Origin of the sequence: Haliea sp. E1-2-M8, assembly GCF_030649675.1 — a bacterium.
Taxonomy (GTDB): Bacteria; Pseudomonadota; Gammaproteobacteria; order Pseudomonadales; family Halieaceae; genus Haliea.
Window position 1 is genome coordinate 69,471 of the sequence record NZ_JAUTDR010000012.1, and the last position, 24,140, is coordinate 93,610.

24 protein-coding genes and 2 tRNA genes are annotated in these 24,140 nt (G+C 63.7%); 6 read left to right on the forward strand and 20 right to left on the reverse strand.

What is annotated here, in order from left to right; translation table 11 throughout:
• Positions 1 to 54 precede the first annotated feature (54 nt).
• Positions 55 to 645, forward strand: coding sequence for a DUF938 domain-containing protein (locus Q6D67_RS11710; RefSeq protein ID WP_304705795.1), 591 nt, complete (start codon positions 55 to 57; stop codon positions 643 to 645).
• A gap of 74 nt (positions 646 to 719) precedes the next feature.
• On the opposite strand, the gene Q6D67_RS11715 is transcribed toward Q6D67_RS11710, so the two are convergent.
• Positions 720 to 1,187, reverse strand: a complete 468-nt coding sequence (locus Q6D67_RS11715) for a hypothetical protein (RefSeq protein ID WP_304705796.1) — start codon at positions 1,185 to 1,187, stop codon at positions 720 to 722.
• A 299-nt stretch (positions 1,188 to 1,486) separates the two neighbouring features.
• Here Q6D67_RS11715 and Q6D67_RS11720 point away from each other — a divergent pair, with 299 nt between their 5' ends.
• Positions 1,487 to 2,479, forward strand: a complete 993-nt coding sequence (locus Q6D67_RS11720) for a hypothetical protein (protein ID WP_304705797.1) — start codon at positions 1,487 to 1,489, stop codon at positions 2,477 to 2,479.
• The gene (locus Q6D67_RS11725; RefSeq protein WP_304705798.1) at positions 2,476 to 2,976 is read left to right on the forward strand and encodes a transcription termination/antitermination NusG family protein; all 501 of its coding nucleotides are present in this window, start codon (positions 2,476 to 2,478) and stop codon (positions 2,974 to 2,976) included. Before Q6D67_RS11720 ends, Q6D67_RS11725 begins: the two co-directional genes overlap by 4 nt.
• Positions 2,977 to 2,990: 14 nt before the next feature.
• Here the strand turns inward: Q6D67_RS11725 and cysG are convergent, their stop codons facing one another.
• From cysG to Q6D67_RS11755, 6 genes are all read right to left on the reverse strand, one after another.
• Positions 2,991 to 4,412, reverse strand: coding sequence for a siroheme synthase CysG (gene cysG / locus Q6D67_RS11730; RefSeq protein WP_304705799.1), 1,422 nt, complete (start codon positions 4,410 to 4,412; stop codon positions 2,991 to 2,993).
• 1 nt (position 4,413) lies between these two features.
• A complete protein-coding gene (gene serS / locus Q6D67_RS11735) occupies positions 4,414 to 5,706 on the reverse strand; it encodes a serine--tRNA ligase (RefSeq protein ID WP_304705800.1) in 1,293 nt (430 codons plus the stop codon).
• A gap of 33 nt (positions 5,707 to 5,739) precedes the next feature.
• Positions 5,740 to 6,114 (reverse strand): fluoride efflux transporter CrcB, encoded by a 375-nt coding sequence (crcB, locus tag Q6D67_RS11740; protein ID WP_304705801.1) that lies wholly within the window; start codon positions 6,112 to 6,114, stop codon positions 5,740 to 5,742.
• 66 nt (positions 6,115 to 6,180) lie between these two features.
• A complete protein-coding gene (locus Q6D67_RS11745; RefSeq protein WP_304705802.1) occupies positions 6,181 to 7,509 on the reverse strand; it encodes a replication-associated recombination protein A in 1,329 nt (442 codons plus the stop codon).
• Positions 7,510 to 7,593: 84 nt separating this feature from the next.
• Entirely contained in the window at positions 7,594 to 8,235 is a 642-nt protein-coding gene (gene lolA, locus Q6D67_RS11750) for an outer membrane lipoprotein chaperone LolA (protein WP_304705803.1), read from the reverse strand.
• 44 nt (positions 8,236 to 8,279) lie between these two features.
• Entirely contained in the window at positions 8,280 to 10,592 is a 2,313-nt protein-coding gene (locus Q6D67_RS11755) for a DNA translocase FtsK (RefSeq protein ID WP_304705804.1), read from the reverse strand.
• A 241-nt stretch (positions 10,593 to 10,833) separates the two neighbouring features.
• Between Q6D67_RS11755 and trxB the strand changes: the two genes are divergently transcribed.
• Genes trxB through Q6D67_RS11770 form a run of 3 tightly spaced genes read left to right on the forward strand, consistent with a single transcriptional unit; the run spans position 10,834 to position 13,212 of the window.
• On the forward strand, positions 10,834 to 11,784 hold the full coding sequence (gene trxB / locus Q6D67_RS11760; RefSeq protein WP_304705897.1) for a thioredoxin-disulfide reductase: 951 nt from the start codon (positions 10,834 to 10,836) through the stop codon (positions 11,782 to 11,784).
• Between the two features lie 4 nt (positions 11,785 to 11,788).
• Positions 11,789 to 12,505, forward strand: a complete 717-nt coding sequence (gene aat / locus Q6D67_RS11765) for a leucyl/phenylalanyl-tRNA--protein transferase (protein ID WP_304705805.1) — start codon at positions 11,789 to 11,791, stop codon at positions 12,503 to 12,505.
• Positions 12,502 to 13,212 carry an arginyltransferase gene (locus Q6D67_RS11770; RefSeq protein WP_304705806.1) on the forward strand — a complete coding sequence of 237 codons (711 nt, stop codon included), beginning with the start codon at positions 12,502 to 12,504 and terminating at the stop codon, positions 13,210 to 13,212. The genes aat and Q6D67_RS11770 overlap by 4 nt, the downstream gene beginning before the upstream one ends.
• A gap of 89 nt (positions 13,213 to 13,301) precedes the next feature.
• Here the strand turns inward: Q6D67_RS11770 and Q6D67_RS11775 are convergent, their stop codons facing one another.
• The 13 genes from Q6D67_RS11775 to Q6D67_RS11835 form a co-directional block, all read right to left on the reverse strand.
• A complete protein-coding gene (locus Q6D67_RS11775; protein WP_304705807.1) occupies positions 13,302 to 13,835 on the reverse strand; it encodes a PEP-CTERM sorting domain-containing protein in 534 nt (177 codons plus the stop codon).
• 242 nt (positions 13,836 to 14,077) lie between these two features.
• A complete protein-coding gene (locus tag Q6D67_RS11780; protein WP_304705808.1) occupies positions 14,078 to 14,914 on the reverse strand; it encodes an ion channel in 837 nt (278 codons plus the stop codon).
• 274 nt (positions 14,915 to 15,188) lie between these two features.
• A tRNA-Cys gene (locus Q6D67_RS11785) sits at positions 15,189 to 15,262 on the reverse strand.
• A 17-nt stretch (positions 15,263 to 15,279) separates the two neighbouring features.
• Positions 15,280 to 15,355 (reverse strand) — tRNA-Gly (locus Q6D67_RS11790).
• 183 nt (positions 15,356 to 15,538) lie between these two features.
• Entirely contained in the window at positions 15,539 to 16,111 is a 573-nt protein-coding gene (pgsA, locus tag Q6D67_RS11795) for a CDP-diacylglycerol--glycerol-3-phosphate 3-phosphatidyltransferase (RefSeq protein WP_304705809.1), read from the reverse strand.
• 14 nt (positions 16,112 to 16,125) lie between these two features.
• The gene (gene uvrC, locus Q6D67_RS11800) at positions 16,126 to 17,961 is read right to left on the reverse strand and encodes an excinuclease ABC subunit UvrC (protein ID WP_304705810.1); all 1,836 of its coding nucleotides are present in this window, start codon (positions 17,959 to 17,961) and stop codon (positions 16,126 to 16,128) included.
• Positions 17,958 to 18,986 (reverse strand): UDP-N-acetylmuramate dehydrogenase, encoded by a 1,029-nt coding sequence (gene murB, locus Q6D67_RS11805; RefSeq protein ID WP_304705811.1) that lies wholly within the window; start codon positions 18,984 to 18,986, stop codon positions 17,958 to 17,960. The genes uvrC and murB overlap by 4 nt, the downstream gene beginning before the upstream one ends.
• Positions 18,973 to 19,461: a low molecular weight protein-tyrosine-phosphatase gene (locus Q6D67_RS11810; RefSeq protein WP_304705812.1), complete on the reverse strand. Its 489-nt coding sequence runs from the start codon at positions 19,459 to 19,461 to the stop codon at positions 18,973 to 18,975. The genes murB and Q6D67_RS11810 overlap by 14 nt, the downstream gene beginning before the upstream one ends.
• The gene (gene kdsB / locus Q6D67_RS11815) at positions 19,454 to 20,224 is read right to left on the reverse strand and encodes a 3-deoxy-manno-octulosonate cytidylyltransferase (protein WP_304705813.1); all 771 of its coding nucleotides are present in this window, start codon (positions 20,222 to 20,224) and stop codon (positions 19,454 to 19,456) included. Before kdsB ends, Q6D67_RS11810 begins: the two co-directional genes overlap by 8 nt.
• 13 nt (positions 20,225 to 20,237) lie before the next feature.
• Positions 20,238 to 21,242, reverse strand: coding sequence for a tetraacyldisaccharide 4'-kinase (lpxK, locus tag Q6D67_RS11820; RefSeq protein WP_304705814.1), 1,005 nt, complete (start codon positions 21,240 to 21,242; stop codon positions 20,238 to 20,240).
• Positions 21,235 to 23,055: a lipid A export permease/ATP-binding protein MsbA gene (msbA, locus tag Q6D67_RS11825; protein WP_304705815.1), complete on the reverse strand. Its 1,821-nt coding sequence runs from the start codon at positions 23,053 to 23,055 to the stop codon at positions 21,235 to 21,237. Before msbA ends, lpxK begins: the two co-directional genes overlap by 8 nt.
• Positions 23,048 to 23,479 carry a biopolymer transporter ExbD gene (locus tag Q6D67_RS11830; protein WP_304705816.1) on the reverse strand — a complete coding sequence of 144 codons (432 nt, stop codon included), beginning with the start codon at positions 23,477 to 23,479 and terminating at the stop codon, positions 23,048 to 23,050. Before Q6D67_RS11830 ends, msbA begins: the two co-directional genes overlap by 8 nt.
• Positions 23,476 to 24,099: a MotA/TolQ/ExbB proton channel family protein gene (locus Q6D67_RS11835; RefSeq protein ID WP_304705817.1), complete on the reverse strand. Its 624-nt coding sequence runs from the start codon at positions 24,097 to 24,099 to the stop codon at positions 23,476 to 23,478. The genes Q6D67_RS11830 and Q6D67_RS11835 overlap by 4 nt, the downstream gene beginning before the upstream one ends.
• Positions 24,100 to 24,140: the final 41 nt, after the last annotated feature.

Here is a 24,140-nt window from a genome sequence, read left to right on the forward strand (position 1 = left end):
CACTGTGCTAACCTGTGCCGCCAAGCTGCACACGGATTTCATTACAGGTGACCGATGAAACCCTATTCCCAGGCGTGTGAGAACAACAAGCAATCCATACTTGAATGTGTGCGGGAGGTATTTGTCGAACCCGGACTGGTGCTGGAAATTGGCAGCGGTACGGGGCAACATGCCGAATTTCTGGCAGCACGGTTGCCGCATTTGCAGTGGCAACCCACGGACCACCCGTCGGCCCTGGATGGTTGCGAGGAACGGTTGCGAGAGGCCGGGCTGGCGAATATCCTGCCGCCGCTGGCGCTGGATGTCGCGGCGAATGACTGGCCGCTCGCGGCCGCCGACGCCGCCTTCTCTGCCAATACAGCACACATCATGGGCTGGCCCGAGGTGCAGGCGATGTTTCTCGGGCTCGCCGCCGCCCTGCCTTTTGGCGCCCCGTTTTGCCTGTACGGCCCATTCAACTACGCGGGCAATTTCACCAGCGACAGCAATCGGGTGTTTGATGAGCAGCTTCGCAGTCGCGCGCCGCACATGGGTATCAAGGACATCGAGGACCTGCTGGACCTGGGAGCCCTTGCAGACTTTATGCTTGATGCCGACCATGCGATGCCGGCAAACAATCGCCTGCTGGTCTGGCGCAAGACCTGAGCCCGACTGTCAACAGCTTGTCACAGGCATAAAAAAACCCGGCAGGTGCCGGGTTTTTTTACATCGAAGATGATCTATCGACTGATGGGTGGGAGGTCTTCGTCATCGGCGATCTCGTAGGTTGCATAGCTGACCGCGGCCAGGGTCGCTACCAGGCCCAGATCGATGCCAGCGCTGCCAGCGCCGGAGCCGCCACCCGCACCGGGAGACGAGGGCGGCGGAGCGACCTGGGCATTGGTGGCGGCTACGGAGGGCGCGCTACAGGCGTCCGTTGCAGCAATGCGCAGAATTTCGTTGCCACCGAGCTTCAGCTCACAACCCGACGCGTAATTGACCAGCGCGGCACCGCCCTGCATCACCAGCAGTTGGTCGCCGTTACCCAGGGTCATCCCCTCTCGGGCGGGCACATACGCATCCCCCTGATTGACCATTACCGGGCTCTGGATGTTGGAGATCGTCGCCAGGCTGTCAGCCGCCATCGCAGATCCGGCCGCTAGAATCATACCCGCCGCGGCGATGGTTGGAAGAAAGTATCCTTTCATGTCGTGCCTCCTGATCGCATGGTTCCTGACTTGAAAATCAACAAGTTAGGACTGTGCGCGGAGGTTAGCAGCATCACTCCGGGCATGCAAGCACACCATGTTGTGGTGCCGGCCTGGAAGTCTGTTATCGTAACCTCAGGTTACGGATGGGGCTACGCGCCCTGTCAAATAAAAGAGCTGCCCGGGACCTATCTCGCTCCCGCGGACAGCAAAGATCAGGGGTGACAGCCTGGCCACTGGGGAATTCGTTAAGCATGTTAGCATACATAGGGGCTAATCCGCAGGCAACTGTAGCTGCATTGTCTTTCGTATTCGCGTGGCTGGCGATTCTGGTCGCCCGCAGGGCCGGCCTGGTCGACAAGCCAAACCAGCGCAAGCAACACGACGGGCACGTGCCCCTGGCGGGTGGGCTGGTCCTGTTCGCCTCTCTGGTCACCGCAAACCTCCTCTACGACCTGCCACCTTTCGGTGTTTTGGAGTTGGGCCTGATAGGCGTCGTTTTTGTCGCCGGCCTGTGGGACGACTGGCGCGAACTGTCGGCCAGCAAGCGCCTGCTGGTGCAGTTTGTCTGTGGCTGCCTGATGGTCGTTTCGGCCAAATTTGTCCTCCGGCAGGTGGGTGACCTGCTCGGGTTTGGCCCCATCGGTCTGGCCGCTCTCGCCCTGCCCCTGACCGCGCTGGCATTCGCCGGGATGGCCAACGCCTACAACATGATAGACGGCATCGATGGGCTGGCCGCCGCCCTGGGCCTGTTGCCTGTGGCGGCGCTGGCGTTGCTCGCCGGCAATGCCGGGCACCCGGTATATCCCACCCTCATGGCCCTGATACTGCCGCTGCTCGTGTTTTTGCTGTTCAACCTCGGCCCCGACAGCCGCTGGTTTCCCAAGATGTTCCTCGGCGACAGTGGCAGCAACCTGCTCGGCTTTACCGTATGCGGCTTGCTGGTCTACCTGAGTCAGGGCGCTGACCGGCTGATTCCGCCAGTGACCTCCCTTTGGCTGGTCGCCGTTCCGCTCATGGATATGCTGGCCACAATGTTGCTGCGGGTATGTGAGGGCCATCATCCCATGCGCCCGGACCGGCGCCACCTCCACCACCTGCTGCAGGACATGGGTGCAGGTACCGCGGCCACCCGCTACATAGTGCTAAGCTACGCAGCTGCGCTGGCTGTGCTGGGGCTCGCACTTATGCAGCTACCGGAGTTCGTTTCGATGTACCTCTACCTGGGAATTTTTGCCTGCCACTGCGCGTTTGTGCTGCATAGCCGCCGCAGCGTCATGGTGAACGCGTGACCTGGCTGGTAGTGCACAGCAAGCCGCGGGAAGAGGACAAGGCTGCCCGCAATCTCTGCGACCAGGGCTTCGAGACCTTTGCCCCCCGCATTCGCGAGCGCAAGCGCGGCGCGTCTGGCTGGCGCGTGGTCACGGGACCGCTGTTTCCACGCTATATTTTTATCAACGTTGCCCTGGGGGAACAGAGTACGGCCAGCATTCGCAACACCCCCGGTGTCTGCAGCCTGGTACGCTTTGGCCAGCAACTCGCGCCCGTTCCAGACACTGTTGTCGGCTATCTGCAGACGCAGCAAAACCCCGAGCTGGGCGCCAGAAGTGCCGAGGCCTGGCCGCAACAACCGGGAGATCGGGTCCAGATCCTGGAGGGGCCCTTTGCGGGGCTAAACGCGGTGTTTGAGGCCGCCAGGGGCGATGAGCGAGCGGCTCTGCTGCTGGATCTGCTGGGGCGCCAGAACCGTATCGTAGTCCGGCGCGATGCGCTGTCGGAGGCAGTCTAGGCTCGGTGCAGGCTTCAGTCCTGGCCGAACCAGCCCAGCTCAGCCTGCAGGCGCACCACGTCGCCGACAATAATCAGGGTGTGGGCGGAGGGTCTCGATTCGGCCACCACGCCAGCGATAGTCGCCAGACTGCCCGTCAGGATCCTCTGCTCCGGCAGCGTCGCCCGCTCGATCACCGCAACCGGGGTGCCCGGATCGCGGCCGTGAGCGATCAGCTGCGCGCAGATTTCCTCCAGTCCCGCCAATCCCATATAGAACACCAGGGTCTCGCTGGCTGACTGGAATTCATCCCAGCGGTGTTGCAGCCGGTTGTCCTTCAGATAGCCGGCAACAAAGCGCACGGACTGGGCGTGATTGCGGTGGGTGAGCGGAATCCCCGCATAGCAGGCGGCCCCGCTGGCGGCGGTGATGCCGGGAACTACCTGGAAGGGAATATGGTGCCGCGCCAGCAGCTCGATCTCCTCGCCGCCGCGCCCGAAAATGAACGGGTCACCGCCCTTCAGCCGCGCCACCCGCCTGCCCTGCCGGGCCAGGTCCAGCAGCTGCTGGTTGATATCCGGCTGTGGCACGCTGTGTTCCGAGCGCTTTTTGCCGACGTAGATGCGCTCCGCATCCCGCCGGGCGAGGTCGATTATCGCCGGGTTGACCAGGCGATCGTAAAGCACCACGTCCGCTGCCTGTAGCAGCCGCAGGGCCTTGAAGGTCATCAGGTCCGGGTCTCCGGGGCCGGCACCGATCAGGTAGACCTCGCCCTGATTGAGACTTTTCGGGTTGCGCTGCTGCAAGGCCAGCAGTTGCTCCAGGGAAGCCCTGGCCTCTCCTTCCCTGCCGTTGAGTACCTTGCTGGCGATGGGGCCGTCGATGACCTGCTCCCAGAACCGGCGCCGGTGTTCCACATCCGGCAGTGCCTGTGCCACGGTCGAGCGAAGTTCGCGGGCAAACTGCGCCAGCCTGCCGTACGCAGCGGGCACCATGGCTTCTATCCGGCGCCGCAGCTGCCGCGCCAGCACCGGGCTGCCGCCGTTGCTGCCGATCGCGATGACCAGCGGCGAACGATCCACGATAGCGGGAAAAATGAAACTGCACAGCTCCGGTGAATCCACTACGTTGACCAGGATGCCGGCGGCCGTGGCTTCGGCAGAAATCACTGCGTTGAGTGTGCGGTTGGGGGTGGCAACCACTACCAGGCGTGCACCCTGCAGTTGCTCTGGCCCGCTATAGGGGCCCCGGATCCAGCGGTGAGTCTGGCGCCCCTGCGGCGTACCTTCCGGCAGACCCAGTAGGGTTTCCAGTTCTGCGCTGATCGCTGGCGCCACGACCGTGACCACTGCCCCGGCTGCCGCCAGCAACCGCGCCTTGCGGGTGCCTATCGCGCCGCCGCCGACCAGCAGCACCGGGGCGCCATCGAGCTTGAGGAACAGCGGCAGGGTTTCCATACTACAGCGTGGTCAGGCCGCCCATGTAGGGCGCCAGTACCGTGGGTACCGCCACCGAGCCATCCGCCTGCTGGCAGTTCTCCAGTATGGCTACCAGAGTCCGGCCCACCGCGAGGCCGGAGCCGTTGATGGTGTGCAGCAGCTCCGGTTTGCCGGTTGCGGGGTTGCGCCAGCGAGCCTGCATGCGGCGCGCCTGGAAGTCGCCGAAATTGCTGCAGGAGGAAATCTCCCGATAGGTTTCCTGGGCCGGCAGCCACACTTCCAGATCGTAGGTGCGGCGAGCAGAAAAGCCGGTGTCACCCGCGCACAGCGCCACCTTGCGGTAGGGGAGCTCCAGCAACTGCAGTACCCGCTCGGCGTGACCGGTCAGTGCCTCCAGGGCGGCGTCGGACTGCTGCGGACGCACGAGTTGCACCAGCTCCACTTTCTCGAACTGGTGCTGGCGGATCATGCCGCGGGTGTCGCGGCCATAGCTGCCGGCCTCGCTGCGGAAGCAGGGGCTGTGGCAGGCAAAGCGGATGCCGTGTTGACCCAGCTCCGCATCGTCGAAAATACGGTCGCGGGCGACATTGGTGACCGGCACCTCTGCGGTCGGTATCAGGTAGTAGTCCTGCTCCCCTTCCAGCTTGAACAGGTCTTGTGCAAACTTGGGTAACTGGCCGGTACCGTGCAGGGACTCCCGGTTGACGATGTAGGGGACGTAGATCTCGCGATAGCCGTGCTCGCCAGTATGCAGGTTGAGCATGAACTGGATCAGGGCCCGGTGCAGTCGCGCCAGCGGGCCGTACATGACGGTGAAGCGCGAGCCGGTAATCTTGCCCCCGGTTTCGGCGTCCAGCTGCTGCAGCGCCTCACCCAGCGCGACGTGATCCTGCACCGGGAAATCAAAGCGGCGCGGCTCGGACCAGCGCGCCAGCTCCACATTGTCCTCTTCGCTCTTGCCGTCGGGGACGTCCGCCGCCAGCAGGTTGGGAACTCCGGACAACAGCTCGTCCAGTTCAGCCTGTACACGCTTCGCCTGGTCCGTCAGGTCGTCGAGCTGGGCGGCGATTTTTTCCAGCGTCTCGTTGACCTGGACCTTGGCGGCATCGACGCTCATGCCCTCCCCGACCAGCTGGCCAATTTTTTTGGAGGCACTTTTGCGTTCCGCCAGCAGCGCCTGGCTGTCCATATCCGCCTGCTTGCGGCGAGCGTCCAGCGTCTGAAAGGCGGCCACGTCAAAATCGAAGCCGCGGCGAGCGAGTTGCGCGGCAACGGCTTCTGGATTCTGGCGCACAGTCTTGATATCCAACATCGTGTCTGTCCTGTTGTTCGGTGTGTCCGGCGCCTACAGCAGCGCTCGGGTCAGAGTTATGGCGGCGCCGGCGCCGGCCACGCAGAGCACCACACTGGCCAGCATATAAGCCAGGGCCTGACCGGTATGACCCGTTTCCCAGAGCGTAATTGCCTCCAGGGAAAAAGTGGAAAAGGTGGTAAACGCACCGAGAAATCCCACCATCAGTACACCGCGCCAGTCCGGGTGCAGTACCTGCCGCTCCAGCAATACGAAAATCACGCCGATACCGAAGGAGCCCGCGAAGTTGACCAGCAACGTCCCCAGCGGAAAAACGCCCTGCCACTGGGCCTGGGTCCACTGCGCCAGCAGGTAGCGCGACACCGAACCCGTGGCGCCACCGAGGGCAATGAACAACAGGTATTGCATAGGCTTGTCATGGCGGCGGCTCAGAAGGAGCGCATTGTACTGATTTTGTCGCTGAAAGGCAGCAGATCAGGGGTAGCGCTGGCGCGGGCTGTCCCGGTCGCGCTGGCGCAGGTAATCCAGCTTGGCGCGAATCTTCTGCTCCAGGCCGCGGTCTACCGGCATGTAGTAGCGGCGGTCGCGCATAGCCTCGGGGAAGTAGTTCTCGCCCGCGGCGTAGCCCTCTTCCTCGTCGTGGGCATAGCGGTAGTCGTCACCGTGGCCCTCGGCCTTCATCAAGGCCGTGGGGGCATTGCGCAGGTGCAGCGGCACTTCGTCGCTGCCCTGAGCGCTGATATCCGCCATGGCGGCATTGAACGCGCTGTAGACCGCGTTGCTTTTGGGCGCGCAGGCGAGGTAGACCACGGCCTGGGCAATCGCCAGCTCGCCCTCCGGACTGCCGAGACGCTCCTGCACCTGCCATGCGTCCAGGCACAGGCCCAGAGCCCGCGGGTCCGCATTGCCGATATCTTCACTGGCCATGCGCACCACCCTGCGCGCGAGGTACAGCGGGTCACAGCCGCCGTCGAGCATCCGGCACAGCCAGTACAGCGCGGCGTCCGGGGAAGAGCCGCGCACCGCCTTGTGCAAGGCGCTGATCTGGTCGTAAAAGAGATCGCCGCCCTTGTCGAACCGGCGCAGGGAGGCCTGCAGCACTTCGGCCAGGGTCGCCGCGGTGATCTCGCGCACCGCAGCGCCCTCCTCCGCCAGATCAGCCGCCAGTTCCAGCAGGTTCAGGGCCCGGCGGGCGTCACCATCAGCCTGTATCGCAACCTGGCGCAGACAGTCCTCGCTTGCAGTGACCGCCGGTTCCAGCGCCGCCAACCCGCGCTGCAGCACCCCCAGCAGCTCTTCTTCATCGAGGGAGCGCAGCTTGTACACCCGGGAGCGCGACAACAGGGCATTGTTCAGTTCGAAGGAGGGATTTTCCGTGGTGGCGCCGACAAAAATGACCGTGCCGTCTTCGACATGGGGCAGGAAAGCATCCTGCTGTGATTTATTGAAACGGTGCACTTCGTCCACAAACAGCACCGTATTGCGGCCTGCCGCCCGGTGTTGCCGAGCCTGGGCGATGGCCTCGCGGATTTCCTTGACCCCGGACAGCACTGCCGAAAGCTGCAGGAACTGGGCGTTGGCGCCGGCGGCGACAATCCGCGCCAGCGTGGTCTTGCCGACACCGGGTGGCCCCCAGAAAATCATCGAGTGCAACTGCTGCCGCTCGATGGCCTGGCGCAGCGGTTTCCCGGACCCCAGCAGGTGGGCCTGACCGGCGAATTCCTCCAGCGAGGCTGGCCGCAGGCGCGCTGCCAGGGGCTGATAACCCGCGTCGGGCGCGTCGCTGAACAGGTCGGTGCTCACGAACTGCGGGCGCGATCGCCCGCGGACAAGGTGAATGGCCGCGCAGCGGACAGAGAAGGTGGCCTGGGCCAGCGGGCTCCTACGTTATTCTTCACTGTAGAGCAGGTCCGCATCCGGCGGCGGGCTGAAGTCAAAATCCATCGGTCCCAGCGGGCTGGTCGTGTCCAGGGCACTGAACTCGATTACCACCTGCTGGTTGAGGTTGTCCAGCACTTCCATGGCGCGGATTTCCGCGCCCGCAATGGTCAGGGCCAACTGCAGGAAACCCGCATCCGGATTGTGCGGCTGCAGCACGAAGCGGCCGTCGGCGTCACGGCTGACCGCATAGTCCCGGCGCAGGGCCTCGCCGTCACCCCCCAGCACCTGTAGCGGGGTCATGGCTTCGCTGCCTGCCAGAGGGCGCCGGGTCACGGTTTCCAGGTCGCGGTCGTGATGCCACAGATACTGGGGATTGGCGACAATAAGCTGACTGTCCGGGCTGCTGATTTCCCAGGCGAAGTAGCCGGGCCGCAACAGCTTGAACCGGCCCTCGGACTCGGCGGTCACCTTGCCATCGCGGGCATACTGGCGCTGATGGAAGTCACCTTGCAGGCGCTCAATGCCCTGCAGCGCCTGCAGCAGGTCGTCGACCGGTTCGGCCCGCAGGGCGGGTGCCAACAGCAGGCTGAGCAGCATGGCGGCCAGCAGGCTGGCGTTCAGGCGGAGGCGGTTCAGGATTTGGGGCACGGCGGTCTTCCTGTGTGCAGGGACGTTGATGGCGTTTGACGCTCTCACTCGGGCGGGGACGGCGCCAGAACTTCGCGCTGGCCATTGCTGCTCATTTCGCTCACCACACCGGCCTGCTCCATGGCCTCGATCAGACGCGCCGCACGGTTATAGCCGATGCGCAACTTGCGTTGTACCGAGGAAATGGAGGCGCGCCGGCTCTGGGTCACGTAGTGCACCGCTTCGTCGTAGAGGGCGTCACTCTCGGAATCTTCGTCACCATTACCGGCCTGGAGTTCCCCGGCGGTGACCGGCGTATTGCTGCCCTCGTCGAGCAGGCCATCGATATATTTCGGTTGCCCGCGCCGTTTCCAGTCCGCGACCACCCGGTGTACTTCCTCGTCCGAGCAGAAAGCGCCGTGGACCCTGGTCGGCAGGCCCGAGCCCGGCGGCAGGTAGAGCATGTCGCCGTGGCCCAGCAATTGTTCCGCGCCGCCCTGGTCGAGGATGGTGCGGGAGTCGATCTTGGAGGACACCTGAAAGGCGATGCGGGTGGGTATGTTGGCCTTGATCAGGCCCGTGATTACGTCGACCGACGGCCGCTGGGTGGCCAGAATCAGGTGGATCCCTGCCGCCCGCGCCTTCTGCGCGATGCGCGCAATCAGCTCTTCCACCTTCTTGCCGACAATCATCATCATGTCGGCGAATTCATCAATCACCACGACAATCGCCGGCAGGTGTTCCAGTGACGGCGGCAGCTGTTCCTCGTCAGTTACCGCAAACAGGGGGTCCGGCTTCCAGGTCGGATCCACCAGCGGCTTCCCCTCCTTGATGGCGTCGGCGATCTTGCGGTTGTAGCCTGCCAGGTTGCGTACACCGAGGTGGGCCATCAGTTTGTAGCGGCGCTCCATTTCCGCCACGCACCAGCGCAGGCCGTTGGCAGCGTCCTTCATGTCGGTGATGACCGGGGTCAGCAGGTGCGGAATACCGTCGTATACCGACAGTTCCAGCATCTTCGGGTCCACCATCATCAGCCGCACTTCCGCGGGAGTGGACTTGTACAGCAGGCTCAGCAACATGGCGTTGACGCCCACGGATTTGCCGGAGCCGGTGGTGCCGGCCACCAGCAGGTGCGGCATCTTGGCCAGGTCTGCGACCACCGGCTCGCCCGATATGTCGTGGCCCAGAGCCAGGGTCAGGGGCGACTTGGAGTGGTCGAAAGCGCGAGATGAGAGCACCTCCCTGAAATTGACGATCTCCCGGTCTTCGTTGGGGATTTCAATGCCGACCACCGACTTGCCGGGAATGACCTCGACCACACGCACGCTGATCACCGCCAGCGAGCGCGCCAGATCCTTGGCCAGGTTGGAAATCCGTGACACCTTGACGCCGGCTGCGGGCTGGATCTCGAAGCGGGTGATCACCGGACCGGGATACACCGCTACCACTTCGGCGCTGATGCTGAAATCCGCCAGCTTCAGTTCCAGCAACCGCGACATGCCCGCGAGCGCCTCCTCGGAAAAGCCCTTGTCCGGATCCTTGACCTGGGCATCCAGCAGGCCCAGCGGGGGCAGCTCACCGGTTATCGGGGCGTCGAACAGCACCTGCTGTTTTTCCTTTTCAACCCGCTCGCTCTTTTCCACCTTGGGCGTGAAGGGTTTTATTTTCGGGGGTTTGCGCTGCCTGCCGCGCTCCACGTGCTCGTCGATAACCGCCTTGCGCGCCTCCAGCGCTTTCTCGCGCTCGCGGCGGTCGCGGATTCTGTCGAGGGTGGCGATGGACCAGCGCTGCAGACGAGCGTAGCTGCCCAGGCACCAGCGCCCGATGCGCTCACTCAACTTCACCCAGCTCAAGTCGGTGAAAATGGTCATGCCGAACAGGAACACGGCGAGCAGGATCAGACGACTGCCGATGCCGCTGAAGGCGGCGGTGAAGGCATCGCCGATGGCCTGGCCGAGGATGCCGCCGGCACCCTGGGGCAGGCCCGAGTTACCGCCATCGTTCATCGCCGCCAGCGCTGTGCCGGCAATCATCACCAGCACCAGACCCAGGGCGCGGATGCTGAAGGTGACCCAGTCAAAGGCTTTGTTGCTGTGGCGCTCGCGCAGGATGATGAAGGCGCGGTAGGCCAGCAGCAGCGGGAACAGGTAGGCGGCGTAACCCACCAGCGAGAAGGCGACGTCCGCAACCCAGGCGCCGGTGGGACCGCCCGCGTTGGCGATGCGGTTGCCGATACCGGTCGCAGACCAGCCCGGATCCTGGGGACTGTAGGTCGTCAGTGCCAGCAACAGATACAGGCAGACCGCAGTGACGGCGATAAACGCCCCTTCGCGCAGTCGCGGGCCCAGTACGGTGTCGTTGCGGGTTTTTTCCGGCACGCCTTGCTATCCCCTTGTACGCGGTGGCGAAAAGCCACTGCCGCCCAGATTACTTCGGCAATTGTGACCTATTTTATGATTATATTCAAAAGCTTATAAAGGATATTTAGAAATGGACTCGCCTTTGCCGGGAGGCGGGCTTTACATTACCATAGCTTGCCCCCATCAAGTCCCGGGGCCAGCGGCCAGTCGGGCCGACGCAAGCGCCCCATTTAACACCAGCAACCGGGAAATGACCACTATGAGCGATGTCCAGCACCACCCCCTGATCATTCTGGGCTCCGGCCCCGCGGGCTATACTGCCGCCGTTTACGCTGCGCGGGCCAATCTGAAGCCGGTGGTGATCACAGGGATGCAGCAGGGCGGGCAGCTCACCACGACCACCGAGGTGGAAAACTGGCCCGGCGGCCATGCAGAGCTGCAGGGGCCCGAATTGATGCAACAGATGCAGGCCCATGTCGAGCGCTTCGAAACCGCAGTGGTGTTCGACCACATCGACACGGTTGATCTGTCGGTGCGCCCCTTCCAGCTGACCGGCAGCAACCGCTACAGCTGTGATGCCCTGATCATCGCCACCGGTGCCTCGGCCCAGTACCTGGGCCTGCCCAGCGAAGAAGCCTTCATGGGCAAGGGCGTCAGCGCCTGCGCCACCTGCGACGGCTTCTTCTATCGCAACCAGAAGGTAGCGGTAATCGGCGGTGGCAACACCGCGGTTGAGGAAACGCTCTACCTCGCCAATATTGCCTCCGAGGTGGTACTGGTGCATCGCCGCGACAGCCTGCGGGCGGAAAAGGTGCTGCAGGATCGGCTGTTCAAGCGCGAGCAGGAAGGCAAGGTGCGTATTCTCTGGAACCATACGCTCGATGAAGTTCTGGGAGATGCCAGCGGCGTCAACGGCATGCGGGTCAAGCCCACTGCCGGTGGCGAGGCCACCGAGATTGACCTCTCCGGCGTATTTATCGCCATTGGCCACAAGCCCAACACCGATATGTTCCAGGGCCAGCTGGCGATGCAAGGCGGCTATATCACCATCCACAGCGGGACCGAAGGCAATGCCACCGCGACCAGCGTGGCCGGGGTATTTGCCGCCGGTGATGTGGGCGACCATGTCTACCGCCAGGCCATTACCTCGGCGGGCTTCGGCTGCATGGCGGCGCTGGACGCGGAAAAGTATCTCGACAACCTGGCTTGACCCCGTGGCAGGGATTGTCCGCCTGGCCCCGGGGCAGGATTTCCCGCCCACCTCCCTGGCCCTGGATTACCCCAACGGCCTGCTGGCGGCCGGTGGCGGGCTCTCGCCCGAGCGACTGCTGGCAGCCTACCGGCGCGGTATCTTTCCCTGGTACGAGGACCCACAGCCGTTGCTGTGGTGGACTCCGGACCCCCGCTCCGTCCTCTACCTGGACGAACTCCATGTCGCCCGCTCCCTGCGCAAGACTCTGCGCCGCAACCAGCTCGGGCTGGCGGTGGACCGTCGCTTTGCCGCGGTAATCGCGGCTTGTGCCGGCTCCCGCAGGGGCAGCGACGGGACCTGGATTGGCGAGGACATGCTGCTGGCTTATCAGGCCCTGCATCGACGCGGTATTGCGCACTCAGTTGAGGTGCTGGACCAGGACGGCAGGCTGGTGGGGGGCATGTACGGCGTGGCTGTCGGGCGGGCGTTCTTCGGCGAATCAATGTTTTCCCGCGTGCCCAGTGCCTCCCGGGTGGCACTTGTGGCCCTGGTGGATATCCTGCGCCGGGGCGGCTTCCGGCTCATCGACTGCCAGGTGGAAAGTGCGCACATGAACACAATGGGGGCACGCAACATCAGCAGGCTGGACTTTGAAGCGGAGCTTGCCCAAACTGTGGATGAGACTGTTGATCCGGCGATCTGGGCCCTGCCAGCCTACTGCGGAGACCTGCTACCGTGACCTCATCCCTGCGGGACCTGAAGGTGTATACCACCTACCCCCACACCTGCAGCTACCTGAAAGACCAGGAAGCCACCACCCTGTTTATTGACCCTCGCCAGGAGGTGGACCAACTGCTCTACAGTCGCTTGTCGCACATGGGTTTCCGCCGCAGCGGCAACCATATCTACCGGCCCCACTGCGGGCGCTGTAACGCCTGTATCCCGGCTCGTCTTCCAGTCAGCCAGTTTGCCCCCAACCGCGCCCAGCGCCGGACCTGGGCACGCAATACCGACCTGCGTGTGGTGCGCTGTGACGACATATACGACGAGCCGGCCTATGACCTCTACTACCGCTACATCGAGCAGCGCCACGCCGATGGCGACATGTATCCGCCGGACCGGGAGCAGTACCACTCCTTTCTCAACAACGCCTGGGATTGCACCCGCTACTACCGTTTTTTCGCCGGCGAGCAGCTGCTGGCAATCGCGGTGGTGGATGTCCTGATCGATGGCCTGTCGGCAATCTATACCTTCTTTGAACCCGCCGAAGAGCGCCGCAGCCTTGGCAGCTACGCCATACTCTGGCAGATCGAGAGGGCCCGGGAACTGGGCCTCGACTATTTGTACCTGGGCTACTGGATTCGCGACTGCGAGAAAATGGCCTACAAGGCAGCTTATCGTCCGCTGGAATTATACAGCGACAGTCAGTGGCAGGGAGTGCCCTGAATGCGGCTCCTGAAAGAGCCGTTGTGCTTCATGACGATATGAACTGCCGGGACAAGTGGCTCAGCGGGTTGAGCAGAGCAGCACCACGCCTACTTCCGCTTGCGACGACTGTAGCCAAGGGCAACCAAACCCAGAGCCAGCAGGGACATGGTCGCCGGTACCGGAACGTTTGCGGTTGCGCGCGTGGCGACGAGCGCGCTGGCATTTAGTGTGCCGCCGGCATTAGCGCTGTCTATGGTTAACCGGGACCCTATACCTGATATGAACCCCAAGCCTGCACCTCCGGCATTCCACCTCTGCCCGAGGTCACCGAAGGCATTTCCGCCACTGAAGAACTGTTCCGCCACCGTGTCGAAGTTGAAGTTGAAACCAGGCAAGCTGGGTGCGGTTGCGTTGGAGCCGATCGACACATCACTTAAAAAACCCTCGAAAAACAGACTTGCGACCTCGCCGTCGCGAATGGCACCGTCAGCCGCATCTGCCGAATCAAAAGTGAAACTGCCAAGCATGGTGTAGCCACCGTTGCCCGTCCAATTGAAGTTGTAGTTGATGAGCCCCGCCTGTGCCGCTCCAGCGCCGGAGACCAAGACCAACACTGCCAGCAAACGAAATATTCTTTTCATGGGAATCTCCTGTCGACGGTGAAGTTGTCGGAAACTGTGGCGCGCATGCATTGTTTTAACACCTGGCAAAATTCAGCAATTATCAGGCCAAAAAAATATAGACCAATTAAAACAGACTATTACGTTTCACGAAGATGCACCAAGGGGTGCCGAGTCGCGGCGAGTGTAAAGAAACCCGACATTGGTGCTTGTCGACTGGACGGTTACGGTGAAAACACAATGCGCTTGGTCTGCTGTTCACTTTACAGATTGATTTCCGACCAACCTTCGCGGTCGCTGAGTTTCCTGAGCCTGACCAGCAAGTCATTATCAGTGATGCCCGTAAGAGACGTGTATCGATAGAGCACCGAGAATAATTCGTCCAACTCTCTCCTGGAGGGTTCGCTAACGCCATCGCTTTGTTTGGTTGCTTGAGAAGCCAGGCCGAGCTTGGTCAGCTGAACAGCGAGAGAGTGACTTTTTTCTTTACTGAGGAAGTTATCCAGGACCGGGTAGGCAAGACGTTGCTCGGTGCAGAAAATCAAATCATTCCTGATATCCTTTATCCAGGCAACAAAGTCATCGACGCTTTCAAATCTTGTTTGGAAATCACCTTCATCTCCGCCAGCCAGATAAATTTTGTAGGCCAGCACTCGTCGTGCAACCACCCCGCTGACCACTGAAACGGCGTAGGTCACTATAAGCGTGATTACCAGCAAGCCATTAAAGGAGGACAAGGTGGTGGCCATTTGGGCTAAAGTGCCATTCGGAGTAAAGTCCCCAACCCCCAGGGTGGACAGGGTAAACCCGACGAAATAAACATAGTCATATATTCCAACAGTAGTTGCATGCGTGGAATGTTCGATGGCGTTGGGAAGCCCCAGGAAGACCAGGACCCATCCTGCCCAGAGGCCGGCGAGCCAAGTAGACCCGATTGCCAGTACTGAAACAGCGCCCATAATCTCCGACACTCTACCGCCTGCACGTAGCGACAAGCTCGCGAGATTCCTGAAGCCGCCAGAAACGATAGCGGACAGGAACCCTTCACCCTTGGTGGTGAGTGTCGTCTTGATAACATCGAACATCACGATGAGGATCAACAGACTGCCAGGAGCGATATATGCCATAGGAAGCAAGAATTACGTATGCAGCCAGTTGGTGCAGGATGTGCGTGTTTCAGCACCCCGTACCCGCGATTACCCCTAAGGGTAGACCATTGCGCGCAAATTACGCGCGCTGCGGTTACTGGAAAAGGCTTTGCACCCAAGTTCCGGATATTGAGGGGAAACATGGAACCTCGGGTCGGAATCGACGGTCCGGCGTCCCGGCCGGCGTTGACAGCGCTGAGCCTTGCCGGGGTGGTTACTTTGAAGATGGAGGCTCGGGTCGGAATCGAACCGGCGTTGACGGATTTGCAATCCGCTGCATAACCACTCTGCCACCGAGCCTTTGGAACTTTTTGGAATGGAGCGGGAAACCGGGTTCGAACCGGCGACCTCAACCTTGGCAAGGTTGCGCTCTACCAACTGAGCTATTCCCGCAATTCTCGCATGCCCAGCAGCGCTGGCTGCGTGAGGGCGCCTATTCTATGAGTTGTGCGGCCGCTGTCAAGGAGAACGGTCTGTCTCCTGGGTTTTCATCACTTCCGCCGCGGCGCNAATTCTCGCATGCCCAGCAGCGCTGGCTGCGTGAGGGCGCCTATTCTATGAGTTGTGCGGCCGCTGTCAAGGAGAACGGTCTGTCTCCTGGGTTTTCATCACTTCCGCCGCGGCGCGCAGGTAGATAATCATGGACCAGAGGGTGAGTACGGCGGCGGCGTAGAGCATCAGGTAGCACAGGGCCAGCAGCCAGCTTTCGTCGCGCACCGGATCGATGGCCAGCAGGCCGATGATGGCGACCATCTGGAATGCAGTCTTGACCTTGCCGATATAGGACACGGCCACGGAGGTGCGTTGGCCGAGTTCGGCCATCCACTCCCGCAGAGCGGAAACCACGATTTCGCGGCCGATGATGACGCACGCGGCGAGGGTAAGGAACATGGTATCGTGGCGCTCCACCAACAGGACCAGGGCGACCGCCACCATCAGCTTGTCGGCCACGGGGTCGAGGAAGGCGCCAAACTTGGTCATCTGGCCCAGGCGCCGGGCGAGATAGCCGTCCAGCCAGTCGGTGACCGCCGCCACGGTAAATATGCCCGCTGCGACCAGCAGGTGGTGCTGAAACGGCATGTAGAACACGACCACCAGCACCGGGATCAGAAGAATGCGCATGATGGTCAGCGCGTTGGGAATATTCATGCTCAAATCCGGGGCTACTCTTCCAGGGGACCACTGCCATGCAGGTGATCGTATATCTGTTGCGCCAGGGTTGCACTGATCCCGCTGATTTTTTTCAACTCGGCGACATTGGCATTGCTGACCCCCGCGGCGCTGCCGAAGTGGCGCAGCAGCTCCCGCCGCCGCTTCGCCCCCACGCCGGGGATCCCCTCCAGGCTGGACTGGGTGCGGGCCTTGTCCCGGCGGGCGCGGTGGCCGGTGATGGCGAAGCGGTGTGCCTCGTCGCGAATGGCCTGGATCAGGTGCAGGGCCGGGTTGTCGCCGCGCAGCCGTTGCTCGACACCGCTGTCGCCGCGGACCAGGGTTTCAAAGCCGGCCTTGCGGGTGACGCCCTTGGCGACGCCGACCACCTCGATCGCCGGTAGTTGCAGTTCCGCCAACACGCCCATGGCCTGCGCGACCTGGCCCTTGCCGCCGTCGATAAAGAGAATGTCCGGCAGGCTGCCCTCCCCCGCCTGCAGGCGCTTGTAGCGCCGTTCCAGGGCCTGTTGCATGGCCGCGTAGTCATCGCCGGCGGTGACACCCTCGATGTTGAAGCGGCGGTAATCGGACTTGCGCGGGCCATTCTGGTCGAACACCACGCAGGAGGCGACGGTGGCTTCGCCGGAACTGTGGCTGATGTCAAAGCACTCCATGCGCTCGGGGAGTTGCGGCAAGCCGAGCACGGCCTGCAGCGCCTGCAGGCGTTCCAGGGTGGACTGCCGCCCCGCCAAATGCGAGCGCAGGTTGGTTTCCGCGGTCTGCTGTGCCAACTGCAGCCAGCGCGCCCGGGCATCCCGCACCCGGGCGCGAATGGCAACCTTGCGTCCGGCCTGAGCGGTCAGGGCCTGGGCCAGGCTGTCGCTGCCCTCGGGCAATTCGTTGACGATGATTTCCCCCGGAATGGGCCGCAGCGCAGCCAGGTAAAACTGGGGCAGGAAGGCCGCCAGCACCTCGGCGCTGCTCTCGTCCAGCTTCAGGGGTGGGTAATAGGTCTTGCTGCCCAGCACCTGGGCGTTGCGCACAAACAGCACCTGGACGCAGGCGCGGCCGCCCTCGACCGTGGCCGCCAGGATATCCAGCTCGCCGCTGGTACCTTCGATCCCCTGGCTGGCCTGGACGTGCTGGAGCTGGCTCAGCTGGTCGCGATACACCGCCGCCCGCTCAAACTCCAGGGAGGCCGCGGCCTGCTCCATATCGTCCGCCAGTCGCACCATCAACTCCTGGGACTTGCCGCCCAGGAACAGGGCGGTGTGCTGCACCTGCTCCGCATACTCTTCAGCTGACACCAGCCCGACGCAGGGCCCGGTGCAGCGGTCAATCTGGTGCTGCAGGCAGGGCCGGGAGCGGTTGCGGAAAAAACTGTCCTCGCACTGGCGCACGCGGAACACTTTCTGCAGAAAATGCAGGGACTCGCGCACCGCCGACGCGCTGGGATAGGGGCCGAAGTAGGTTCCCTTGCGCCGCTTTGTGCCCCGGTGCAGGCTCAGGCGCGGAAACTCGTCCTCGGTGGACAGGAAAATATAGGGAAAGGATTTGTCGTCCCGCAGCAGGATATTGTAGGGCGGCCGGTGGCTCTTGATCAGGTTGTGTTCCAGCAGCAGCGCGTCCACTTCGGTGGAGGTGACGGTGACCTGAATGTCGGCGATTCTGGCCACCAGGGCCATGGTCTTGGTGGTCAGCCCGCTGGCACGGAAGTAGCTGCTGACCCGGACGCGCAGGTTGCGGGCCTTGCCGACATAGAGCAGTGTGCCCTCGGCGTCGTACATCTGGTACACGCCCGGGCGGGTGGTAAGCTGCTTGAGAAAACTCTCAAAGTCGAAGTCGTTCACGCCGGTTCTCCGTAGACCCGCGGCTCCAGCTCCAGCGCCACGCCGAACCGGGCCTGCACGGAAGCCTGGATCTCGGTGGCCAGGCGCAGCACTTCGCTACCGCTATCGGCGCCGTAGTTGACCAGCACCAGGGCGTGGCCCGGGTGCACGCCGACCGCGCCGCGGCGGCTGCCCTTCCACCCTGCGCGTTCGATCAGCCAGGCGGCCGGGAGTTTGCGGTGCGCGGGCCCGGCGGGATAGAGCGGCAGTTCAGGGTATTCGCAGCACAGCGCCTCGGCCTGTGTCCGGGGCAGCACCGGGTTCTTGAAAAAGCTGCCGACATTGGGCTCCCGTGCCGGGTCCGGCAGCTTCGCTCTGCGCAGGGCCACCACCGCGTCGAACACCGCCTGCGGCGTCGGGGAATCTGTCTCGCCCCGTTGCGCAAGGGCCTCGCGCAGGCCCGGATAAGCGGATTCCGTAGCTGCATTCAGCGGCAGCCGCAGGTCCACATGGGTGATCACCACCTGGTCGCGCAGTTCCCGCTTGAACACACTGTCGCGGTAAGCAAAGCGGCAGTCCGCCCGGGTCAGCAGGAGCGGGCTGGCATCGGCGCAGCGCAGGGCGTGGACGGCGGCGACAAAGGGGGCCAGTTCGCGGCCATAGGCGCCGATGTTCTGCACCGGCGCCGCGCCCACGGTGCCGGGAATCAGGGCCAGGTTTTCCAGCCCGCAATAGCCCTGGGCCAGGGTCCAGGCAACCAGCGCGTGCCAGTTTTCCCCCGCCGCCACCCGCAACAGCACCTCTGCCCCATCCTGTTGCAGCAGCTCGCGGCCCGTTAGCTGGATCTGCAGGACCAGGGCATCAATGCGCGGCAGCAGTACCACGTTGCTGCCCTCGCCCAGTGGCAGCACGCTGAGCTTGCGGCTGCGGGCCCAGAGCAGGGCCTGTTCCAGTTCGGCCACGCTGGTGACACAGCGCAGGGCGCTGGCGGTGGCCTTCAGCCGCAGGGTATTGCGCGGCTGGATTGCGGTTTCAACTCCGGTCACGGTGCGCGATCTCCGCCAGCAACCCCTCGCTGGCAGCCTCCACCAGTTCCAGCACCCGGACGAAACCGCCGCCGTCACCATAGTACGGGTCCGGAACTTCCCGCTCCGGGGCCTCCGGCGCAAAGTCCAGCAACAACCCGATGTGCCCCGCATAATCCAGCGGCGCCTCCCGGCGCAGGACGTCGAGGTTGCTTGCATCCATCGCCAGCAGATAGTCGAATTCGAAATAATCCTCCCAACACAGTTGCCGCGCCCGCAGCGGGCTGAGATCGTAACCGCGCTCCCGCGCCGCCGCCACACTGCGCGGGTCCGGCGGCTTGCCCACATGCCACTCGGCAGTGCCGCAGGAATCCACCCGGATGCGCGCGGCCAGGCCCCGCTCCTGCACCCGCTGGCGGAACACGGCGTCCGCGGTGGGTGAGCGGCAAATATTGCCGAGGCAGACAAACAGGACCCTGGTGAGGCCATCATTCATGGGGCATCTCCACCAACAGGGCATTGACCGCCGCCAGATCAGCGGCGGTGTCGACCCCCGCGGGCACCGGCACGGCGGCGGGCGCTACGTGGATCGCGACACCGTGGTACAGCGCGCGCAATTGCTCGAGCTGCTCCAGCCGTTCCAGCGGTGCCGGAGCCCAGCTCACATGGCGATGCAGGAAGCTGACCCGGTAGGCATAGATGCCGATATGGCGGTACCAGTGGTCACCCGCGGGCATTGCCTCGGGGTCTGCGGCGAAGCTGTCCCGGGGCCAGGGTATGGCGGCCCGGCTGAAATACAGGGCCCTGCCCCGCGCATCGAACACCACCTTGACCGCATTGGGATTGTGCAACTCGCGGCTGTCGCGGATGGGCACGCACAGGGTCGCCACGCCGCAGTCGGGGTTGGCCGCCAGGTTGGTTGCCACCTGGTTGATTACCAGTGCGGGAATCAGGGGCTCATCGCCCTGCACATTAACCAGGATCGCGTCGTCCGCAAGCTCCAGTGTCCGGGCCACTTCCTGCAAGCGGTCGGTGCCGGACGGGTGCGCGGGGTCGGTCATGCAGACCTCGGCGCCGAATTGTTCTGCCGCATCCCGAATGCGCGCATCGTCGGTGGCGACCAGCACCCGCTCGGCGCCACTCTGCCGGGCCCGTCGCCAGACCCGCTCGATCATGCTCCGGCCGCCGACCTCAAGCAGGGGCTTGCCCGGCAGACGGGTGGAGGCATAGCGGGCGGGAATAACGACAGAGAATGGCATACAAATTCCGGGGTCAGGGGCCGGGCTGGGCCAGAGCGGCTACGCGATCCAACAGGGCCGCAGGCAAGCGGGCGCTGATCTTGAGATACCACAGGTTTGTCCCCGCGCCGTTCCGGCCTGCGAATGCGCTGCATTTTACCGCGTCTTTCTCGGTCATGATAACCGGCCGGTCGCCGAAACCGGCCAGGTCGCCGGGAACGAACAGGTGGTGGTCGGCAAAACTGTGGCCCGTAACCCGGTACCCCATGGCCTCGAGGCTGGCGAAGAACTGCGCCGGCTGGCCGATACCGGCAACCGCGTGCACAGCGTCGCCGGGTACCGGTGGGGCCCCGTCTCCGTTGGGCAGCAGCGGCTGCAGGCCGTCGCTGGCATAGGTTGCGGCACTGTCCGCTGCGCTGCCGCTGCGGTAGAGCACCCAGTCCACCTCGCGCAAACGCCCCGCCGGCTCCCGCAGCGGTCCGGCGGGCAGGCAGAAACCGTTGCCCAGCATGCGCTGGGCATCCAGCAGCGCAATCTCGAAATCCCGGGCCAGGGCATAGTGCTGCAGGCCGTCATCGCAGAGCACCAGGTCGACCGGCTCCTGCGCCAGCAGGGCCCGCACCGCGGCGGGCCGGTCGGGCGCGACCACACAGGGTGCGCCGGTGCGCTGGTAAATCAACAGCGGTTCGTCGCCGCAGTCGGCCGCGCCGCTGTCGGCGCCGACACGATGCGGAAAGACGGCGCCGGCCCCGGCGCCGTAGCCGCGGCTGACGACTCCCGGGTGCAGACCCCTTGCCTGCAGCGCCTCGACCAGGGCAATGACTACCGGGGTCTTGCCGGTGCCGCCGACGGTAATGTTACCCACTACCACGATCGGCACCGGCGCCCGATACACGGCGCGGATGCCAGTGCGGAAGGACCACCGGCGCAGCGCGATCAGCAGCCGGTAGAGCAGTTCCAGGGGCCGCAGCAGCCACAGCCAGGCGGCCCCCGCATACCAGGCCCGGACCAGTGCCGGCTCGGTGCTCCGGTCAGTCACTGAATTCCTGGCGGTAAAGCTGGGCGTAAAGCCCGTCCTCTGCCAGCAACTCGGTGTGGCTGCCGCTGGCAATGATCCGCCCCTCATCCATGACTACAATGCGGTCGGCGCGTTCCACGGTGGACAAGCGGTGGGCAATCACAATGGAAGTGCGATTCTGCATGATGGTCTCCAGCGCACGCTGGATACGGTGCTCGGATTCATTGTCCAGCGACGAGGTGGCCTCGTCGAGGATCAGCACCGGGGCATCCTTGAGAATTGCCCGCGCAATGGCGAGGCGCTGGCGCTGGCCGCCACTCAGGCCGGAACCATCGTCACCGAGTTCCGTATCCAGCCCGGCCGGCAGCTTGTCGATGAATTCCATCGCGTGCGCGGATTCGCAGGCGGCAGTGACCGCCTCGCGGCTGGCGCCGGCAAGGTCGCCGTAGGCGATATTGTTGAACACGGTGTCGTTGAACAGGGTGACGTCCTGGGACACCATCGCCAGCTGGCGCCGCAGGTTGCCCAGCCGGTAGTCGGCGATCGGCACCCCGTCCAGGGTGATGCGGCCCCGCTGCACCGGGTAGAAACGTGCCAGCAACTGGATCAGGGTGCTCTTGCCGCTGCCCGAGCGCCCCACCAGGGCGACGGCCTCGCCGGCCTTGATGCTGAAGCTGATATCCTGCAGCACCTCCAGGTCGGTGCCGGGGTAGACGAAGCTGAGCTGCTCGAAGGCAATATCACCACGCGCCCGCTGCACCGTGTGGGTGCCGGTGTCGGGTTCGTTTTCCAGGTCGAGCTGGGCAAAGATATCTTCTGCCGCCGCCAGGCCGCGCTGGATCACGCTCTGGACGCTGCTGACCTGGCGGATGGGCTTGCCCAGCAGCCCCGCCGCGGTCAGGAACGCGACCAGAGAGCCGGCACTGAAGCCGCTGAGGATGTCGGGGCTCAAGGCAAACCACACCATGGCGCCCAGGGCTACTGCGAGCATGGTCTGGATTACCGGGGTGCTCAGGGCATCGACCAGGGCCAGTTTCAGGCTCTGGTTGCGGTTGTAGGCGCTGGCGAGTTCGAAACGGTCACCCTGCTGCTGCTGGCCCCCGAACAGGCGCACTTCCTTGTAGCCGCCAATGCTCTCGTTGGACACCTGGGTAACGTCGCCCATGGAGTCCTGGATGCGCCGGCTGTAGCGCCGGAAATGCTTGCCCACCACCGACACCACCAGCGCGATACAGGGCGCTACCAGCATGAAGATCAGGCTCAGGCGCCAGTTCAGGTAGAACAGGTAGCTCAGCAGGCCGATGACGGTCAGGCCCTCCCCCACCACGACCCTGAGTGCCTTGGTGGCAGCGCCGGTCACCTGCTCCACATTGAAGGTGATCTTGGAAATGAGCACACCCTGGCTGTGGTGGTCATAGTAACTGCTGGGTGCCAGCAACATCTTGTTGAACAGATCCCGACGCAGCTCGTGCACCAGGTTGCGGGCCACATGGTTCATGAAGTAGTTGCCGGCGAAATAGCCCATGGAGCGGGTAAACGCGAGCAGCACCATCGCCACCGGTACGCCGATACGGGCGAACTCCAGTGGTGTCATGTCGCCGGGGTCCAGCAGGGCGTAGGCGGCGCCGGCCACCAGGCCGTTTTCGGCCGCCTGCCCGGCCCCGTTGAGGGAGTCCAGCAGGAACTGCATCAGATCCGCCAGCAGTACATTGCCCAGCGAGTACAGCACATAGCCGCCGATGCTCAGGGCAAACAGGTACCAGTAGGGGATTACATAGCGCAGTAGACGCCGGTACAGATGCCAGTCGCTGTCGCGGGCGCGCGCCTCAGTCACCGGGTGCAGCCTCGGCCGGTTGCCGGGTGCTGATGCTCAGGTGCACAAAGCCCATCTGCCCGGCCGCGTCCATGGCCCGGACCACATCCTGGTGGCTGGCCTGGGCGTCTGCCGCGATAACCAGTGGCAGAGTGGTGTCGCCGGCGGAGACCTTGTAGATCGCCGACTGGATCGTGCGCACGCGGTTGTCGACCAGTGGCTGGCCGTTGACCCGGTAGTGGCCCTGCTCATCCACCAGTACTTCCACCTGCTGTTCCGGTGCGTCCCGGGCCGCACCGCTGGCCTCGGGCAGGTCCAGGGTGAGCTGGGTCTCACGGGTGAAGGTCGTCGACACCATGAAGAAGATCAGCAGCAGGAACACCACATCGATCAGCGGGGTCAGGTTGACGCCAACCTCGCCCTGGCGCTGGCGGCGGAACTTCAACTCTGCTCGTCCCGGCGTTCTTCATTGTGCAGGGCGTCCATCAGCTTGATGGTTTCCTGCTCCAGCCCGACCACGATGGCGTCAATGCGACCGCTGAAATAACGGTGCATGACCAGTGCCGGGATGGCGACCGCCAGGCCCGCGGCCGTGGTGATCAGGGCCTCGGAAATACCCCCGGCGAGGGCGCTGGCATTGCCGGTGCCCTGGGCCATGATCTGGGCAAAGACCTTGATCATGCCGACCACGGTACCCAACAGACCCAGCAAAGGCGCGATCGCGGCGATGGTGCCCAGCGTATTGAGATAGCGTTCCAGTTCGTGCACCACGTGGCTGGCGGCGTCCTGGATGCTCTCCTTCATGACCTCGCGGCCGTGGCTGGCATTGACCAGCCCGGCGGCCAGGATTTTCCCCAGCGGCGAGGACTGGCGCAGGTTGCGCAAGCGGTTGCCGTCGAGTTCCCCCGCCTTGAGCTGCTTCCAGACCGTGGCCAACAGATGCGGTGGCGAGATTTTCCTCGGGTTGAGCGTATACAGCCGCTCGATACAGATGGCCAGGGCCACAATCGAGCAGAGTACGATCAGCACCATCAGCCAGCCGCCCGCAGTTACCAGTTCCAGCACAAGCAAAGTCCGTAGTCGTGTAGAGGGGGGCATTATACGCA